This is a genomic window from Pseudomonas asplenii (genome assembly GCF_001293465.1).
In the GTDB taxonomy this organism is placed as follows: domain Bacteria; phylum Pseudomonadota; class Gammaproteobacteria; order Pseudomonadales; family Pseudomonadaceae; genus Aquipseudomonas; species Aquipseudomonas fuscovaginae_B.
In genome coordinates, this window is sequence record NZ_JSYZ01000001.1 from 154,774 (window position 1) to 172,646 (window position 17,873).

Sequence of the window (17,873 nt, forward strand, 5' to 3'; positions counted from 1 at the left end):
CAATTTCGTACACAGCCTAGGTCGCGTCATCGTTCTTCGCGGGCAAGCCCGCTCCTACAGGGACTTGCGCGTTTTTCGCGAGCAAGCGGCCACAACGCCGCTCTGCCGACTCAGACCAGTGTCAGCCGCCCACTGGCCACCAGGGTGGCCTGGCCGCCGATCTTCACCCGCTCGCCTTCCAGCCGGCAGAACAGCTCCCCGCCCCGCGGCGAACACTGATAGGCCGTCAGCGCAGTCTTGTCCAGGCGCTGCGCCCAGTAGGGAATCAGCGCGCAATGGGTCGAGCCGGTAACCGGATCCTCGTTGATACCGATGGCCGGGGCGAAATAGCGCGAGACGAAATCATGCCGCTCGCCCGGCGCGGTGACGATCACGCCCGGCCAGGGCAGCCTGGCCACCGCCGCCCAGTCAGGCGTGCAGTCGCGCACGGCCTGTTCGGAGGGCAGCACCACGAACAACTCATTGGCCCCCAGTACATCGATCACCGGCGTACCGAGTGCCCGTTCGACCTCGACGGTGACACCGACTCCACCTGGCACCCTCACCGGGAAATCCAGCCACAGCCGATCAGCCTCACGACTGACACTCAGTGCACCGGCCTTGCAGACGAACTCGAGGGTCTCCTGCCGTTCGCCGTAGACCTCGAACAATACGAAGGCGCTGGCCAGGGTGGCATGGCCGCAGAGCGGCACTTCGGTGGTCGGGGTGAACCAGCGGATACGCCAGGCAGCGCCCTCGCGGACCAGAAAGGCGGTTTCCGCCAGATTGTGCTCGGCGGCGATTTTCTGCATCAACTCATCGGCCAGCCAGGTGTCGAGCCGATAGACCATCGCCGGATTGCCGCTGAAGGGCCGTTCGCTGAAAGCATCGACCTGGTGAAATTCAAGCTGCATGACGTCCTCTCTCTCCTTGTCCAAGAGCGTCAGTGTGCTCGTTCCCCCCATCGTCGCCCAGTGACAGAACCGCTGAATTTACGCCATACAGACCGCTCAGGCGCGGCCGATGTCCGCGAACTTCGCCTGGGTATGCTCGGCCAGCAGCGCCGGGGCCAGCTCGACCTCCAGACCACGGCGTCCGGCACTGACGAAGATGGTCGCGAAACCCTGGGCGCTCTGGTCGATGAACGTGCGCAAGCGCTTCTTCTGCCCCAACGGGCTGATGCCACCGAGTAGATAGCCCGTCGCCCGCTGGGCGGCAGCCGGGTCGGCCATCTCGACTTTCTTCACCCCGGCGGCGTGGGCCAGAGCCTTCAGATCCAGACTTCCGACGACCGGTACCACCGCCACCAGCAATTCGGCTTTTTCGCTGCTCGCCAGCAACGTCTTGAACACCTGGGCCGGCGCGAGCGCGAGCTTTTCCGCGGCCTCCAGGCCATAGGAGGCGGCTTTCGGATCATGTTCGTAACTGTGCACACGATGTTCGGCACGAACTTTTTTCAGCAGATCCAAGGCAGGCGTCATGATCAATCCTGGCAGACGGGTAGGTAAGCGCGGATTTTAGGTCATCCCTGCGCAAAAGGCTCTATTGGCGGCACGAAACCCTCTAGTTCAAGGGTCAGAAATCTCAGGAGGCACCTGCAAGCTCGCCATATTCCTACAAGCCAAACAACCTCATTCACTCAATCAATAGTCACAATGTGGATAACCGTTCACTTTCGACCTTTGACAGCAGTGTTTCTTGTCTATATTTTTTCGAATCTGAAGATCATAGTCCTAATCCAGCAATACCCAGCGGTAAGTCGACTTCAGGGATGGGGATCCCCGACAGTCGATGTGAAGACCACGCCAACCACCGGGTCTGGCGTCACACAACAACAAAAATCGAGGTATCCAATGACTACCGCTCTGAAACAACCATCGCTATCGGGACAATGCATTGCCGAATTCCTCGGGACTGCCCTGCTGATTTTCTTCGGCACCGGCTGCGTCGCCGCGCTCAAGGTCGCGGGTGCCAGTTTTGGCCTGTGGGAAATCAGCATCATCTGGGGGGTCGGCGTGAGCATGGCGATCTACCTGACCGCCGGCGTTTCCGGTGCGCATCTCAACCCGGCCGTCAGCATTGCGCTGTGCCTGTTCGCCGACTTCGAAAAACGCAAACTGCCGTTCTACATCATCGCCCAGATCGCCGGCGCCTTCTGCGCGGCTGCGTTGGTTTACACGCTTTACAGCAACCTGTTCTTCGATTTCGAACAGGCTCACCACATGGTTCGCGGTTCGCAAGCCAGCCTGGAGCTGGCCTCGGTGTTCTCCACCTACCCGAATGCCGCCCTGACCACGGCCCAGGCCTTCCTGGTCGAAGTGGTGATCACCGCCATCCTGATGGGCGTGATCATGTCCCTGACCGACGACAACAACGGCCTGCCCAACGGCCCGCTGGCGCCCCTGCTGATCGGTCTGCTGATCGCGGTGATCGGTAGCGCCATGGGCCCACTGACCGGCTTCGCGATGAACCCGGCACGGGATTTCGGGCCCAAGCTGATGACCTTCGTTGCCGGCTGGGGTGAAATAGCCTTCACTGGCGGGCGCGACATTCCGTACTTCCTGGTTCCGATCTTCGCGCCGATTCTCGGTGCCAGCCTCGGGGCCGCCCTGTATCGCGGGATGATCGCCCGCCACCTGCCCAGCACCACCGCCGTAGAGGAAGAGCCTGCGACCGCTGCAAAGAAGGTTCGCGCTTCCTGATCCACCGCGTCACGCCAGACCCGGCGGGTATCGTCCTCCCTTGATGGGACCCGCCTGAACATTTTTCCCTATACCAGTCCAAGGCAATCGAAAATGACCGACATTCAGAATAAGAACTACATCATTGCCCTCGATCAGGGTACGACCAGCTCCCGGGCGATCATCTTCGACCGCGACGCCAACGTGGTCTGCACCGCCCAACGCGAATTCCAGCAACACTACCCGCAAGCCGGCTGGGTCGAGCACGACCCGATGGAAATCTTCGCCACCCAGAGCGCAGTGATGGTCGAGGCCCTGGCACAAGCCGGCCTGCACCATGACCAGGTCGCCGCCATCGGTATCACCAACCAGCGCGAAACCACCGTGGTCTGGGACAAGACCACCGGCCGGCCGATCTACAACGCCATCGTCTGGCAATGCCGCCGCAGCACCGAGATCTGCCAGCAGCTCAAGCGCGACGGGCATGAAGACTACATCCGCGAAACCACCGGCCTGGTCACCGACCCCTACTTCTCCGGCACCAAGCTCAAGTGGATCCTCGACAACGTCGAAGGCAGCCGCGAGCGTGCGCGCAATGGCGAGCTGCTGTTCGGCACCGTCGACAGCTGGCTGATCTGGAAATTCACCGGCGGCAAGACCCACGTCACCGACTACACCAACGCCTCGCGCACCCTGCTCTTCAATATCCACACCCTGGAGTGGGATTCGAAGATGCTGGAAATCCTCGACATTCCGCGGGAAATGCTGCCGCAAGTGAAGTCGTCCTCGGAAATCTACGGTCGCACCAAGAGCGGCATCGCCATCGGCGGTATCGCCGGCGACCAGCAGGCCGCGCTGTTCGGCCAGATGTGCGTGGAGCCGGGCCAGGCCAAGAACACCTACGGCACCGGTTGCTTCCTGCTGATGAACACCGGCACCAAGGCGGTGAAATCCAACCACGGCATGCTCACCACCATCGCCTGCGGCCCCCGCGGCGAAGTGGCCTATGCCCTGGAAGGCGCGGTGTTCAACGGCGGTTCCACCGTGCAGTGGCTGCGTGACGAGCTGAAGATCGTCAACGACGCCTACGACACCGAATACTTCGCCAACAAGGTCAAGGACAGCAACGGCGTCTACCTGGTCCCGGCCTTCACCGGCCTGGGAGCCCCGTACTGGGACCCCTATGCCCGTGGCGCGCTGTTCGGCCTGACCCGTGGCGTGAAGGTCGACCACATCATCCGTGCTGCCCTGGAGTCGATCGCCTACCAGACCCGCGACGTGCTCGACGCCATGCAGCAGGATGCCGGCGAACGCCTCAAGGCCCTGCGCGTAGACGGCGGCGCGGTTGCCAACAACTTCCTGATGCAGTTCCAGGCCGACATCCTCGGCACCCAGGTCGAACGCCCGCAAATGCGTGAAACCACTGCCCTCGGTGCCGCCTACCTGGCCGGCCTGGCCTGCGGCTTCTGGGGCAGCCTGGAAGAGTTGCGCGGCAAGGCGGTCATCGAGCGCGAGTTCGAACCGCAACTGGCCGAAGCCGAGAAGGAAAAACTCTACGGTGGCTGGAAAAAGGCCGTGAGCCGTACCCGCGACTGGGAACCGCACGAAGAGAGCCACTGAGTCGGATGAGCCGGGTTTAAGGGCCCATTCGCGGGCAAGCCCCGCTCCTGCAGGACTCGTGTCGTGTACGACACCGTTTTTTGCAGGAGCTTGGCTTGCCCGCGAATACGGCTCCACACTTGACCACAATCACGCAATCCCCCCCGCAACAACCCAGTCGTATCCGACTGCGCACGCCGAGCGACCGGCACTCGCCCGGTTTGCGACCTGAGAATCGTTTCAGCGGCCCTGCAAGTGGCAGACCGGTTCTTCCTGCGGCATCATGGTGGAATTTGTATGGCAGCCCAAAGGACGCCCCATGAATCTGCCTCCCCGCCAGCAGCAAATCCTCGAGCTGGTCCGCGAACGCGGCTATGTCAGCATCGAGGAAATGGCCCAGCTGTTCGTCGTGACCCCGCAAACCATCCGCCGCGATATCAATCAGTTGGCGGACTCCAACCTGTTGCGCCGCTACCACGGCGGAGCCGCCTATGACTCCAGCGTGGAAAACACCGCCTACGCCATGCGCGCCGACCAGATGCGCGACGAAAAGCAGCGGATCGCCGAGTCCATCGCCCGGCAGATTCCCGATCATGCCTCGCTGTTCATCAATATCGGTACCACCACCGAGTCGATTGCCCGCGCCCTGCTCAATCACAATCACCTGAAGATCATCACCAACAACCTGCACGTGGCGTCGATCCTCAGCGCCAAGGACGACTTCGAAGTGCAACTGGCCGGCGGCAACGTCCGTCGCGACGGTGGCGTGGTGGGTCAGGCCAGTGTCGACTTCATCAACCAGTTCAAGGTCGACTTCGCCCTTGTGGGCATCAGCGGCATCGACGAGGACGGCAGCCTGCTGGATTTCGACTATCAGGAAGTGCGGGTGTCCCAGGCGATCATCGCCAACGCCCGCCAGGTCATCCTGGCCGCCGACTCCAGCAAGTTCGGCCGCAATGCCATGGTGCGCCTGGGCCCGATCACCCTGATCGACTGCCTGGTCACCGACCAGGCCCCGGTTCCGGCCCTGGCGCAACTGCTCAACCAGCACAAGATCCGCCTCGACGTGGTCTGATCGGCTGCCACATCCCTGCCCCGGCAGAGCCCGGGACACTGACAACCGCTGCGGGGGCTGGCTTGCCCGCGAAGGGCCAGCGCAGCCCCTCAGAGCTGCGCGCGCAAGCCCGCTACCGCACTACCCTCCCCCACGCCGCCTCGATGTTCGATAATTTTCCTTTCAGACCTTTCTGATGAATTTTTTCAATCGGAAGCGGGTAGCTGCGTGCGTACATATCAGCTAATATTTTCGAAAATGAACATAAATGTTCGAATTCAAATATAGCAACCGCCATGCGAGGCTCGCCGATGACTTCCACCACCTTGCCTGCACCACCCCTTGCCGAGATCTATGACATCGCCGTGATTGGCGGTGGCATCAATGGTGTCGGGATTGCCGCGGACGCAGCCGGTCGCGGTCTTTCGGTGTTCCTTTGCGAAAAGGACGACCTGGCCAGCCACACCTCGTCGGCCAGCAGCAAGCTGATCCATGGCGGCCTGCGCTACCTGGAACACTATGAGTTCCGCCTGGTGCGCGAAGCCCTGGCCGAACGGGAAGTCCTGCTGGCCAAGGCCCCGCACATCGTCAAGCCGATGCGTTTCGTCCTGCCGCATCGCCCGCACCTGCGTCCAGCCTGGATGATTCGCGCCGGCCTGTTCCTCTATGACCACCTGGGCAAACGCGAAAAGCTTGCCGGTTCGCGCAGCCTCAAGTTCGGCGCCGACAGCCCGCTCAAGGCGGAAATCGGCAGGGGCTTCGAATACTCCGACTGCTGGGTCGACGACGCTCGCCTGGTGGTGCTCAACGCCATGGCTGCCCGGGAGAAGGGTGCGCATATCCACACCCGCACCCGTTGCACCAGCGCCCGCCGTGCCAAGGGCCTGTGGCACCTGGAAATGGAGCGCGCCGATGGCGCACGCTTCTCGATCCAGGCCAAGGCCCTGGTGAACGCGGCCGGCCCCTGGGTCGCCAAGTTCATCAAGGATGACCTGAAGCTCGACTCGCCCTACGGCATCCGCCTGATCCAGGGCAGCCACCTGATCGTGCCTCGGCTGTATGAAGGCGAACACGCGCATATCCTGCAGAACGAGGACCAGCGCATCGTGTTCACCATCCCCTACCTGGACCGTTTCACGCTGATCGGCACCACCGACCGCGAATACCAGGGCGACCCGGCCAAGGTGGCGATCACCGAGGCGGAAACCGACTACCTGTTGAAGGTGGTCAATGCGCACTTCAAGAAACAACTGGCCCGTGGCGATATCCTGCACAGCTATTCCGGCGTGCGCCCGCTGTGCAACGACGAATCCGACAACCCGTCGGCAGTGACCCGCGACTACACCCTGGCGCTGTCGGGCAATACCGAGGAAGCCCCACTGCTGTCGGTGTTCGGTGGCAAGCTGACCACCTACCGCAAGCTGGCCGAGTCGGCGATGAGCCAGTTGGCCCCGTTCTTCACCCAGATGCGGCCGAGTTGGACCGCTGCCTCGACCCTGCCCGGTGGCGAAGACATGACCACGCCACAGGCCCTGGCCGAGGCGATCCGCAAACGCTTCGACTGGGTGCCGAGCGAAATCGCCCGGCGCTGGGCCAGCACCTACGGCAGCCGTGCCTGGCGCCTGCTGGAAGGCGTACAGACGCTCGGCGACCTCGGCGAACACCTTGGCGCTGGCCTCTACAGCCGTGAAGTCGATTACCTGTGCAGTGAAGAATGGGCGACCGCCGCCCAGGACATTCTCTGGCGGCGCAGCAAGCTGGGGCTGTTCACCAGCCCTGAGCAGCAGCAGAAACTGCAGGACTACCTGGACAAGGTCGAGCAGGCGCGCAGCAAGATCGAGGCGGCCTGACTTTCCTGCCTGGGCTGCTTCAGGATTCCGGGCAGGGCGGCCGGCCTATTCGCGGGCAACCGAGCGTCGGCCGGCCGCTCCTGCGGTTCATGGGGCTCCAGAAACCGGGGTCGGGATCGGTAGGAGCGGCGCACCGCCGCGAATAGCGCCCCCGCTCCCCCCTCTACCATTCGGTTTTCCGAACGCCCGTTCGGCCAGCATTCGGCGAACCGGACGCCAGCCCCTTCCCCCTTCGCTCGAAAACCACAAAAAACCCTTATAAATCAATAGAGAAGCCCACATCGCCGGGTGTGGCACGAGTCGTGCTCTATACTTCCATTACCGAATGCTCACTCAGCCCCTTGGGCCCTGCGGGCCGTTCGCAGTACCCGAGCCGACTGAAAGGCTCCATAAGAAAAACAATCTCGAGGAAAGTAACCGATGCGCATCGTTCCCCACATCCTGGGCGCCGCAATCGCTGCCGCTCTGATCAGCACTCCAGTTTCCGCTGCCGAACTGACCGGCACCCTGAAGAAGATCAAAGAGTCCGGGACCATCACCCTAGGCCATCGCGACAGTTCCATTCCGTTTTCCTACATCGCTGATGCTTCCGGCAAGCCGGTCGGCTACTCCCACGATATCCAGCTGGCCATCGTCGAAGGTATCAAGAAAGACCTGAACCTGCCTGACCTGAAGGTCAAGTACAACCTGGTCACCTCCCAGACCCGTATCCCGCTGGTGCAGAACGGCACCGTCGACGTCGAGTGCGGCTCCACCACCAACAACGCCGAACGCGCCCAGCAGGTCGATTTCTCGGTCGGTATCTTCGAGATCGGTACCCGCCTGCTGTCGAAGAAGGACTCCACCTACAAGGACTTCGCCGACCTCAAGGGCAAGAACGTGGTGACCACCGCCGGTACCACTTCCGAGCGCATCCTCAAAGCGATGAACGCCGACAAGCAGATGGGCATGAACGTCATCTCCGCCAAGGACCACGGCGAGTCCTTCCAGATGCTCGAAGGCGGCCGTGCCGTGGCCTTCATGATGGACGACGCACTGCTGGCCGGCGAAATGGCCAAGGCCAAGAAGCCGACCGACTGGGAAGTGACCGGTACTCCACAGTCCTACGAAATCTATGGCTGCATGGTCCGCAAGGACGACCCGGCGTTCAAGAAAGCCGTGGATGACGCCATCGTGGGCCTCTACAAGTCCGGCGAGATCAACAAGATCTACGACAAGTGGTTCACCCAGCCGATTCCGCCAAAAGGCCTGAACCTGCAGTTCCCGATGAGCAAGGAGCTCAAGGCCCTGATCGAGAATCCGAACGACAAGCCAGCGCCGGATGCAAAGATCTGAGTCACGGCTAACCTGACTTCCCGGGGCCGCCAGCACGGCCCGGGAAGTCTGTTGAACACCTGCTGTACTGGCTTCTTCTGAATCGAACTGGAACAACACTCGGACCGCGAGCGGTACCGGTGTGCCCGACAGACACTGGCGGGCGGGGCGGAGTCCCGGGAAGCACGTGCTCGTACATCGATCGACCTGAGGGGAGACCCGAATGAATTACAACTGGGATTGGGGCGTGTTCTTCAAGACCACCGGCGTGGGCAGCGAGACCTATCTCGACTGGTTCATCTCCGGGCTGGGCTGGACCATCGCGATCGCCATCGTGGGCTGGATCATTGCATTGGTCCTGGGTTCCATACTCGGCGTGATGCGCACCGTACCCAACCGTCTGGTAGCCGGTATCGCGACCTGCTACGTGGAATTGTTCCGCAACGTGCCACTGCTGGTGCAACTGTTCATCTGGTACTTCCTGGTACCCGACCTGCTGCCGCCGAACCTGCAGGAATGGTTCAAGCAGGACCTGAACCCGACCACCTCGGCCTACATCAGCGTGGTGATCTGCCTCGGCCTGTTCACCGCCGCACGGGTCTGCGAACAGGTGCGCACCGGTATCCAGGCGCTGCCCCGCGGCCAGGAATCGGCAGCCCGCGCCATGGGCTTCAAGCTGCCGCAGATCTACTGGCACGTGCTGCTGCCCCAGGCCTACCGGATCATCATTCCGCCGCTGACCTCGGAATTCCTCAACATCTTCAAGAACTCGTCCGTCGCCTCGCTGATCGGCCTGATGGAACTGCTCGCGCAGACCAAGCAGACCGCCGAGTTCTCCGCCAACCTGTTCGAAGCCTTCACCCTGGCGACGCTGATCTACTTCACCCTGAACATGAGCCTGATGCTGCTCATGCGCCTGGTCGAGAAGAAAGTCTCGGTGCCCGGCCTGATCTCCGTGGGGGGTAAATAATGGAATTCGATTTCAGCGACATCGTCCCGGCCATCCCCGGCCTGTGGAACGGCATGCTGATGACTCTGCAACTGATGGCCCTGGGCGTCGTCGGCGGGATCATCATCGGCACCCTGCTGGCACTCATGCGCCTGTCCCACAACAAGCTGCTGTCGGCGATCGCCGGTGCCTACGTCAACTATTTCCGCTCGATCCCGCTGCTGCTGGTGATCACCTGGTTCTACCTGGCGGTACCGTTCGTGCTGCGCTGGATCACCGGCGAAGACACGCCGATCGGTGCATTCACCTCCTGTATCGTCGCCTTCATGATGTTCGAGGCGGCGTACTTCTGTGAAATCGTCCGGGCTGGCGTACAGTCGATTCCCAAGGGCCAGATGGGCGCCGCCCAGGCACTGGGCATGGGCTATGGCCAGACCATGCGCCTGATCATCCTGCCCCAGGCCTTCCGCAAGATGACCCCGCTGCTGCTGCAGCAAAGTATCATCCTGTTCCAGGACACCTCGCTGGTCTACACCGTGGGCCTGGTGGACTTCCTCAACTCGGCACGTTCGAGCGGCGATATCGTCGGCCGTTCCAACGAGTTCCTGATTTTCGCCGGCCTGGTCTACTTCACAATCAGCTTTGCCGCCTCGCTGCTGGTCAAGCGTCTGCAAAAAAGGTTTGCCATATGATCTCTATCAAGAACGTCAACAAGTGGTATGGCGACTTCCAGGTGCTGACCGATTGCAGCACCGAAGTCAAAAAGGGTGAAGTGGTGGTGGTCTGCGGCCCGTCGGGCTCGGGCAAGTCGACCCTGATCAAGTGCGTCAATGCCCTGGAACCGTTCCAGAAGGGCGACATCGTGGTCGACGGCACCTCCATCGCCGACCCGAAGACCGATCTGCCGAAACTGCGCTCGCGAGTGGGCATGGTGTTCCAGCACTTCGAGCTGTTCCCGCACCTGACCATCACCGAGAACCTGACCATCGCGCAGATCAAGGTGCTGGGCCGCAGCAAGGAAGAAGCCACCAAAAAAGGCCTGCAATTGCTCGATCGCGTCGGCCTGTCGGCCCATGCGCACAAGCATCCCGGCCAGCTCTCCGGCGGCCAGCAGCAGCGCGTGGCGATCGCCCGGGCGCTGGCGATGGACCCGATCGTCATGCTGTTCGACGAACCGACCTCGGCCCTCGACCCGGAAATGGTCAACGAAGTGCTCGACGTGATGGTCCAGCTGGCCCAGGAAGGCATGACCATGATGTGCGTGACCCACGAGATGGGCTTCGCCCGCAAGGTCGCCAGCCGTGTGATCTTCATGGACCAGGGCAAGATCATCGAAGACTGCAACAAGGAAGAGTTCTTCGGCGACATCAGCGCCCGCTCCGACCGTGCGCAGCACTTCCTCGAGAAAATCCTGCAGCACTGACAGGGCCGGACCGCAGTATCCGCGGACTGCGCAGTCTTGTGGGAGCGGGCTTGCCCGCGAAGCCTTCAGCGCACTCGCTGCCCTCGCGGGCAGCAGCGCCGCTCCCGCCAAGACGATCTGGTTGACCCAAGGCATCTGTGATGAAATGCGACCCCAATCTCTATCGTGCGACGCCGCCATCACTCGCCGTGAAACCCCGCCTGATCCGTCACCTGTTCCTGCCGCCGCTGATCATCCTGCTGATGATCGGCCTCGGCTATGCCGGCTATCGCATCAGCGAGCACTACGGCATCCGCACCCTCAGCGAAAATGGCCAGCGCGCACTGGAACTGCATGCGCGCACCGTCGAAAGCGAACTGAGCAAGTACACCTACCTGCCCAGCCTGCTGGAACTTGAGTCCAGCGTCTCGGACCTGCTGCGCGAGCCCGACGCCGACCATCGCCAGACCGTCAACGAATACCTCGAAGGCCTCAACCGCCGCAGCCGCAGCCGGGCGATCTATGTGCTGGACACCTCCGGCCGGGTGCTGGCCACCAGCAACTGGCGCGACAGCGACAGTTACCTCGGCGAAGACCTGTCGTTCCGCGCCTATTTCCAGGACGCCGTACGCGGCCAGCCGGGACGCTTCTACGGCATCGGCAGCACCCTCGGCGAACCCGGCTACTACCTGGCCCACGGCCTTGAGGAACAAGGCAAGATCATCGGCGTGGCCGTGATCAAGGTGCGCCTCGAAGCCCTTGAGGAACGCTGGCAGCGTGCCCGACTGGAAGCCTTCGTCAGCGACGAGAACGGCATCATCATTCTCTCCAGCGACCCGAGCCGACGCCTCAAGTCGGTCCGCCCGCTCAGCTCGGAGACCAAGGATCGCCTGGCGCGCAGCCTGCAATACTACTGGTGGCCGCTCAACGAGCTGCAGCCGCTGGCCCGCGAACGCCTCGGCGATGGCGTCGAGACCCTGACCTTCCCCGCCAACCCCGACCTGGTCAAGGACGGCGACAATGTCAGTTACCTGGCCCAGACCCGCCAGTTGGCCGACACCCCCTGGAACTTCACCCTGCTCACGCCCTTGCAGGACCTGCGGCGGGAAGCGGCCAACCAGGGCATCCTGGTCGCGGTGGCCTTTGCCCTGGTGGCGTTCCTGCTGATCGCCTGGAACGAGCGGCGCAAGGTGCTCGCCACCCGCCTGGCCGCACGGGAAGCCCTGCAGGAGGCCAACAACCAGCTGGAACGACGCATCACCGAACGCACCGCCGACCTGCGCGCCAGCAACGACCGGCTCAAGGACCAGATCCGCGAGCGGCGCCAGGCCGAGGAAACCCTGCGCCGGGCCCAGGATGAACTGGTGCAGGCCGGCAAGCTGGCCGCCATCGGCCAGATGTCCACCAGCATCGCCCACGAGCTGAACCAGCCCCTGGCAGCCTTGCGTACCCTGTCCGGCAACACCATTCGGTTTCTCGAACGCGGCGAGCTGGAGGTGGCCAGCACCAACCTGCGCACCATCAACGACCTGATCGACCGCATGGGCCGCATCACCGCCAGCCTGCGCGCCTTTGCCCGCCGGGGCGATGACAAGGGCGAGGCCAACCTGGGCAAATCCATCGATGCCGCCCTGCAGTTGTTGAGCGGCCGCATCGAGGCCATGCACCTGGAAATCCACCGCGACCATGACGACGTCCAGCTGGCGATCGATCCGACCCGCCTGGAGCAGATCCTGGTCAACCTGTTCGGCAACGCCCTCGACGCCATGCAGGCACAGCCGTTGCCGGAACTGTGGCTGGAGGGCGACTTCGCCGAAGGCAAGTACCGCCTGCAAGTGCGCGACAACGGCCACGGCATTGGCCTGGAAGCGCGCAAGCACCTGTTCGAACCCTTTTTCACCACCAAGCCCGGCGCACAAGGCCTCGGCCTGGGCCTGACGCTCTCGGCGAGCCTGGCGGCGGCGGCCGGCGGCAACCTGGGCGTGGAGCACCCGGCCAGCGGCGGCACCGCCTTCGTCCTCCATCTACCGCGGGTCATCCCTGCCAAGGCCGAGCCGATATGAACAACGACCTGACCGTCCTGATCGTCGAAGACGATCCCCATGTACTGCTCGGCTGCCAGCAGGCGCTGTCCCTCGAAGACATTCCCTGCGAAGGTGTCTCCAGCGCCGAAGCGGCCCTGGAACGGGTCGGCGACAACTTTCCCGGTATCGTCATCAGCGATATCCGCTTGCCGGGCATCGACGGCCTGGAACTGCTGACCCGCCTCAAGGCCCGCGACCGCAGCCTGCCGGTGGTGCTGATCACCGGCCACGGCGATATCTCCATGGCGGTCGGGGCGATGCGCAACGGTGCCTACGACTTCATGGAAAAACCCTTCTCGCCCGAACGCCTGGTCGAGGTCGCCCGCCGCGCCCTGGAACAACGTGGCCTGTCGCGGGAAGTCTGGTCGCTGCGCCGGCAACTGGCCGAGCGCGACAGCCTGGAAGGGCGGATCATCGGCCGCTCGCCGGCGATGCAGAACCTGCGGGAGCTGATCGCCAACGTCGCCGACACGTCGGCCAACGTGCTGATCGAAGGCGAAACCGGTACCGGCAAGGAACTGGTCGCCCGCTGCCTGCATGACTTCAGCCGGCGCCAGTCGCAACAGTTCGTCGCCCTCAACTGCGGTGGCCTGCCGGAAAACCTCTTCGAGAGCGAGATCTTCGGTCACGAGGCCAACGCCTTCACCGGCGCCGGCAAGCGGCGGATCGGCAAGATCGAGCACGCCCACGGCGGCACGCTGTTTCTCGATGAAGTGGAAAGCATGCCGATCCCGCTGCAGATCAAGCTGCTGCGGGTCCTGCAGGAACGCACCCTGGAGCGCCTGGGCTCGAACCAGAGCGTCGCGGTGGACTGCCGGGTGATCGCCGCGACCAAATCCGACCTCGACGAACTGGGCAAGGCCGGCGAGTTCCGCAGCGACCTCTACTACCGCCTGAACGTGGTGACCCTGGAACTGCCGCCACTGCGCGAGCGGCGCGAGGACATCCTGCAACTGTTCGAACACTTCCTGCAGCAGTCGTCGCTGCGTTTCGATCGTGCCGCGCCGGAGCTGGACAACCAGACCCTGTCGAGCCTGATGAGCCACGACTGGCCGGGCAACGTACGCGAACTGCGCAACGTCGCCGAGCGCTTCGCCCTCGGCCTGCCGGCCTTCAAGAAGCCCGGCGCACAGAGCGCTGGCGGCCTGGGTTTCGCCGAAGCGGTGGAAGCCTTCGAGCGCAACCTGCTCAACGAAGCCCTGCAACGCAGTGGCGGCAACCTGACCCAGGCCAGCCAGGAACTGGGCATGGCCAAGACCACCCTGTTCGACAAGGTGAAGAAGTACGGTTTGAGTCACTGACAGCCGCCTGCTGATCAAGGCGGCGCTCCCATGACGGCGGCACAGCTGTCTGGCCCGCCCTTTGCATTTCCCCGCCAAAGCCCGAAACACCTGCCCTCCAGCCTGGGCAGGGCATCCGATGCACGGGCGCTGCCACGGGAAAAACGACGTTTTGAACATCTTAGATCTCGACCACAGCCTCACGGTCCAGGCGCCGATCCGCAACCTGCTCGACAGTGGTCGCGCGCGGCGCCTGGACCTGCTCGACCTCGGCCCGAAACTGCGTCTGTGGACCACCGAACGCCAGTACCGGCGCTTCACCGAACGCCTGCGCCAGCTCGTCGCGCCAGCGGCAGGCAAGCCACAGATCATCTTCGTCGGCTCCGGCGACTACCATCACCTGACCCCGGCCTTCCTCGACAACCTGCCGGAACCGGTCAGCCTGATCCACTTCGACAACCACCCCGACTGGGTCCACCTGGCCCCGCGCCGGCACTGCGGCTCGTGGGTCAACCGCGCACTCAAGCTGCCGAACATCCAGCGCATCGTCACCCTCGGCCCCTGCAGCGAGGACCTCGATACCCCGCAACTGCGCGGTGGCAACCTCGGCGCCCTGCGCCGCGGCGTCCTGCAGCTGTTCCCCTGGCAGCACGCGCCGTCCAAGGTCTGGGGGCGGATCGGCGACGGTGCCGGCCACCAGCAGCAGGAGAACCAGTTGCACTGGCGCAACCTGGCCGACGAGCACTGGCCGGACTTCCTCGAACAACTGATCCAGAGCCTGCCCACCGAAGCGATCTGGATCACCATCGACAAGGACGTGCTGGCCAGCGAGGATGCCGCCACCAACTGGGACCAGGGCGGCATGCGCCTGACCCACCTGCTCGACGCCCTCCGCGCCCTGGCGGCGCGCAAACGCGTGCTGGGCATCGATATCTGCGGCGAGTTCGCCCAGCCGGCCTTCAGCAACGCCTTCAAGCGCTGGGAAGCCAGGTCCGACCAGCCGCCGGCCGAACGCTGGAGCGCGGCCGACCTGCAACGCAACGCGACCACCAACCAGGCATTGATCTCGCTGTTCGAGGAGCTGTTTCCGTGACCCTGACCGTTGTTCTACTGGTGGCCTTCTCCATTGTCCTCGACGTGGTCGGCCAACTCTGCTTCAAGATCGGCCTGGACCGCCTGCCGGAGCTGGAAGGCGGCTTTCGCCTGAACGCCTTCTGGGGCCAGGTATTCAACGCACCGCTGCTGTGGTGCGGGATCGGTGCCTATGCCGTGGAATTCCTGGTCTGGCTCGAGGCCCTGTCCCGGGCGCCATTGAGCCTGCTGTTCCCGGCCGCCGCGCTGGGCTACTGCGGGGTGGTGCTGGCCGGCAAGGTGGTGCTGGGGGAAACCGTCAGCCGCCGTCGCTGGATGGGCACCCTGGTGATCACCCTGGGCGTCATGCTGGTTGCCATCGCTGGCAGTTGAGAGTTGAAGGAACCTGATTATGAGTAATGTCAAACACATCGACTGGCTTCACGGCCGCCTGGGCACCATCGTGCTCTGGGCCCTGCTGATCCTCTTCGAAAGCGCCGGCCAGATCGCCACCAAGGTCGGCGGCGACCAGTTGGGCCAGGTGGATTTCAACCTGCAGTGGCTCACTGCGGTGCTGGTCAACCCGGGCGTCTGGGTAGCGATCGCCTGCTACATCGGCGCGTTCTTCGTGTGGATGCTGATCCTGCGGCGCAGCAGCCTGTCCCTGGCCTTCCCCTTGAGCTCGCTGGTGTTCATCGCCGTGCTGCTCGGCTCGTGGCTGGGGCTGGGCGAACAGATCAGCCCACTGCACTGGATCGGCGTGCTGGTGATTATCGGCGGGATCGCCCTGCTTGCCGAGGGCGAGGAGAACTGAGACAACTCCAGGCCCGCGGCTCCACCCTTCAGCGGTGCCTGAGCAGAAAGCCCAGGCCATGGGCCAGTGGAATCACCTTCACCCCCGCCTCGCGCTGCTGCTGCCTGATCTGCGCATGAAACGCCTTGACCTTGGTCCAGTGCATCTTCGGCCGGTAGTGGTGCTCGGCGTGATAACCGTTGTTCATCCAGATCAGGTTGTAGAGCCGGCTGTAGGAACTCACGCCCCAGGCGATCGGCAGGTCCGGGTTGCCACCCAGGTGCTCGTAGTAGCCGTTGAGCGAGGACAGCGACTGCCCCAGGTACCAGAACGGCAGCAGCACCAGCACCGCGTGCCAGTCATAGGCCGCCAGAGCCAGGTAGAACGCCACCGTCGCACAGATCTCGACCTTGACCCAGCGCGCATCCGCCGGATGCTTGCGCTGCATTTCCTCGTAGTAGGCCTTCGGATCATCGCGGAAGAAACTCAGGAAGGTGTAGGCCCAGACGTTGTCCGGCTGGCCGTCCTTGCCATGCAGGTAGATCGACAGCGGGTCGATGGTGGTCCCGTCCTCCCGCGGCAGGTCGGAGTTGCCGCGATGGTGGCGGTTGTGGATATCGCGATACATCGTCTGGGAAAAACCGATGGTCAGCGACAGCAGCAGGTCGAAGCCGCGGTTCATCCAGTGCGGGGTGAAATAGGGGTTGTGGATCTGGTTGTGGGAGATGCTGTTGATGCTCCACGACAGGCTGACCGCATAGAGCAGTGCCGTCGGGATGATCAGCCACCAGGAGTGGTCGTGAAAACCCAGCACCAGCCAGAGTACGAAGGCGAAATGGGCCAGCGCCATGACAATGGGCACCAGGTCCCAGAGCGAATAGGCCAACAGGCGATAAGCAGGACGAGCCATCTGAAAGTTTCCCGGACAGTGATTACCGGGAGGTCCATTGCAAACGGCAGACCAGTTTTGCCCGGCCGGACAAAACCCGCCGGGGCCCCTCAGCCAGCCGATCGCCCCCTTCCTGTCAGAACTTGTAGCTGATCGCGGTCTGCACCTGGCCCTGGTTGCTGTTGCCACGTTCCCTGACGATGCTGCTGTCAGCCGCGTTGCCTACCAGGCGAATCCAACTCGCGCTGGTCATCAGCGACCAGCTGCCACCCAGCGGAACCGCGAAGTTCTGGGTCAGGGTGAAGTTCTGCAGCCCGCCACCCGGCTTGTACTGCTCGATCCCCGAGGCCTGGGCCTCTTCGGCGGTCACGCCGAAAAAGGTCCGGGTCTGCCGCGCATCGGCGAAATGGGCGCTCAGGTTGCTGCTGCCGATGATGCCCAGGCCCAGCGGATAGCCGAGTTCGCCGCCGACCTTGCCGAGCAGGCCACCCTGGGCGTTGCCGCCACCGACCGCACTGCCGACCTGCACGAATACCCGCCAGAAGTCGGCCGGCGCGTACTGCACGTAACCGCCGACCTGGGCCATGTCCGGGACATTGCGCAAGCCGCGCAGGTCGCCGTCGGCGTTGCGCCCCGGCAGGTAGTTGATGAACGGCCCGGCCGTGAAGCCGCTGCCCTTGAAGGCATCCCAGGTCAGGCCATCGTCGCCACTGAGGCTGACGTCTCCCCAATCCAGGTCCAGATAGGGCAACGGCACAGTGTCGTAACTGCTGCCCGAAGGGTCATGGGGCTGATAGCCGATACCGAGACCGATCTGCCCGCCGAGCCCTTCCTCAGCCAGCGCAGCAGCACTCCAGCCGCCCAGGGCCAGCAGACCGGCAAGCAGCAATGTGGGGGTAAACCTGGCCATTGAGACGTTTCCTTGTTC

At 63.4% G+C, this 17,873-nt stretch carries 17 protein-coding genes; 13 read left to right on the forward strand and 4 right to left on the reverse strand.

The features are described 5' to 3' along the window. Positions 1-110 precede the first annotated feature (110 nt). Both PF66_RS00770 and ybaK read right to left on the reverse strand, forming a co-directional pair. A complete protein-coding gene (locus PF66_RS00770) occupies positions 111-893 on the reverse strand; it encodes a PhzF family phenazine biosynthesis protein (RefSeq protein ID WP_054057474.1) in 783 nt (260 codons plus the stop codon). A gap of 96 nt (positions 894-989) precedes the next feature. Then, on the reverse strand, positions 990-1,460 hold the full coding sequence (gene ybaK, locus PF66_RS00775; protein ID WP_017902750.1) for a Cys-tRNA(Pro) deacylase: 471 nt from the start codon (positions 1,458-1,460) through the stop codon (positions 990-992). A 372-nt stretch (positions 1,461-1,832) separates the two neighbouring features. On the opposite strand from ybaK, the gene PF66_RS00780 reads away from it, so the two are divergent. From PF66_RS00780 to PF66_RS00840, 13 genes are all read left to right on the forward strand, one after another. Further along, positions 1,833-2,681 carry an MIP/aquaporin family protein gene (locus PF66_RS00780; RefSeq protein WP_054057473.1) on the forward strand — a complete coding sequence of 283 codons (849 nt, stop codon included), beginning with the start codon at positions 1,833-1,835 and terminating at the stop codon, positions 2,679-2,681. A gap of 93 nt (positions 2,682-2,774) precedes the next feature. Beyond that, a complete protein-coding gene (glpK, locus tag PF66_RS00785) occupies positions 2,775-4,280 on the forward strand; it encodes a glycerol kinase GlpK (protein WP_054057472.1) in 1,506 nt (501 codons plus the stop codon). 298 nt (positions 4,281-4,578) lie between these two features. After that, the gene (locus PF66_RS00790) at positions 4,579-5,334 is read left to right on the forward strand and encodes a DeoR/GlpR family transcriptional regulator (protein ID WP_054057471.1); all 756 of its coding nucleotides are present in this window, start codon (positions 4,579-4,581) and stop codon (positions 5,332-5,334) included. Between the two features lie 290 nt (positions 5,335-5,624). Beyond that, entirely contained in the window at positions 5,625-7,163 is a 1,539-nt protein-coding gene (gene glpD, locus PF66_RS00795) for a glycerol-3-phosphate dehydrogenase (protein WP_054057494.1), read from the forward strand. A gap of 420 nt (positions 7,164-7,583) precedes the next feature. Next, the gene (locus PF66_RS00800) at positions 7,584-8,498 is read left to right on the forward strand and encodes a glutamate/aspartate ABC transporter substrate-binding protein (RefSeq protein ID WP_054057470.1); all 915 of its coding nucleotides are present in this window, start codon (positions 7,584-7,586) and stop codon (positions 8,496-8,498) included. Positions 8,499-8,700: 202 nt separating this feature from the next. Then, positions 8,701-9,447, forward strand: a complete 747-nt coding sequence (locus tag PF66_RS00805; RefSeq protein WP_054057469.1) for an amino acid ABC transporter permease — start codon at positions 8,701-8,703, stop codon at positions 9,445-9,447. Continuing rightward, positions 9,447-10,118 (forward strand): amino acid ABC transporter permease, encoded by a 672-nt coding sequence (locus tag PF66_RS00810; RefSeq protein ID WP_054061667.1) that lies wholly within the window; start codon positions 9,447-9,449, stop codon positions 10,116-10,118. Before PF66_RS00805 ends, PF66_RS00810 begins: the two co-directional genes overlap by 1 nt. Then, positions 10,115-10,849: an amino acid ABC transporter ATP-binding protein gene (locus PF66_RS00815; RefSeq protein ID WP_054057467.1), complete on the forward strand. Its 735-nt coding sequence runs from the start codon at positions 10,115-10,117 to the stop codon at positions 10,847-10,849. Before PF66_RS00810 ends, PF66_RS00815 begins: the two co-directional genes overlap by 4 nt. 140 nt (positions 10,850-10,989) lie before the next feature. After that, positions 10,990-12,891: a sensor histidine kinase gene (locus tag PF66_RS00820; RefSeq protein ID WP_054057466.1), complete on the forward strand. Its 1,902-nt coding sequence runs from the start codon at positions 10,990-10,992 to the stop codon at positions 12,889-12,891. 44 nt (positions 12,892-12,935) lie between these two features. After that, positions 12,936-14,213, forward strand: coding sequence for a sigma-54-dependent transcriptional regulator (locus PF66_RS00825; protein WP_241494274.1), 1,278 nt, complete (start codon positions 12,936-12,938; stop codon positions 14,211-14,213). Positions 14,214-14,364: 151 nt separating this feature from the next. After that, complete coding sequence (locus tag PF66_RS00830; protein WP_054057464.1) at positions 14,365-15,285, forward strand: arginase; 921 nt, start codon at positions 14,365-14,367, stop codon at positions 15,283-15,285. Further along, the gene (locus PF66_RS00835) at positions 15,282-15,656 is read left to right on the forward strand and encodes a transporter (RefSeq protein WP_054061669.1); all 375 of its coding nucleotides are present in this window, start codon (positions 15,282-15,284) and stop codon (positions 15,654-15,656) included. The genes PF66_RS00830 and PF66_RS00835 overlap by 4 nt, the downstream gene beginning before the upstream one ends. A gap of 19 nt (positions 15,657-15,675) precedes the next feature. After that, on the forward strand, positions 15,676-16,077 hold the full coding sequence (locus PF66_RS00840; RefSeq protein WP_054057462.1) for a transporter: 402 nt from the start codon (positions 15,676-15,678) through the stop codon (positions 16,075-16,077). Between the two features lie 28 nt (positions 16,078-16,105). Here the strand turns inward: PF66_RS00840 and PF66_RS00845 are convergent, their stop codons facing one another. Both PF66_RS00845 and PF66_RS00850 read right to left on the reverse strand, forming a co-directional pair. Continuing rightward, entirely contained in the window at positions 16,106-16,966 is an 861-nt protein-coding gene (locus PF66_RS00845) for a fatty acid desaturase family protein (RefSeq protein ID WP_054061670.1), read from the reverse strand. A gap of 115 nt (positions 16,967-17,081) precedes the next feature. Then, a complete protein-coding gene (locus PF66_RS00850) occupies positions 17,082-17,855 on the reverse strand; it encodes a MipA/OmpV family protein (RefSeq protein ID WP_054061671.1) in 774 nt (257 codons plus the stop codon). Between the last annotated feature and the right edge of the window lie 18 nt (positions 17,856-17,873).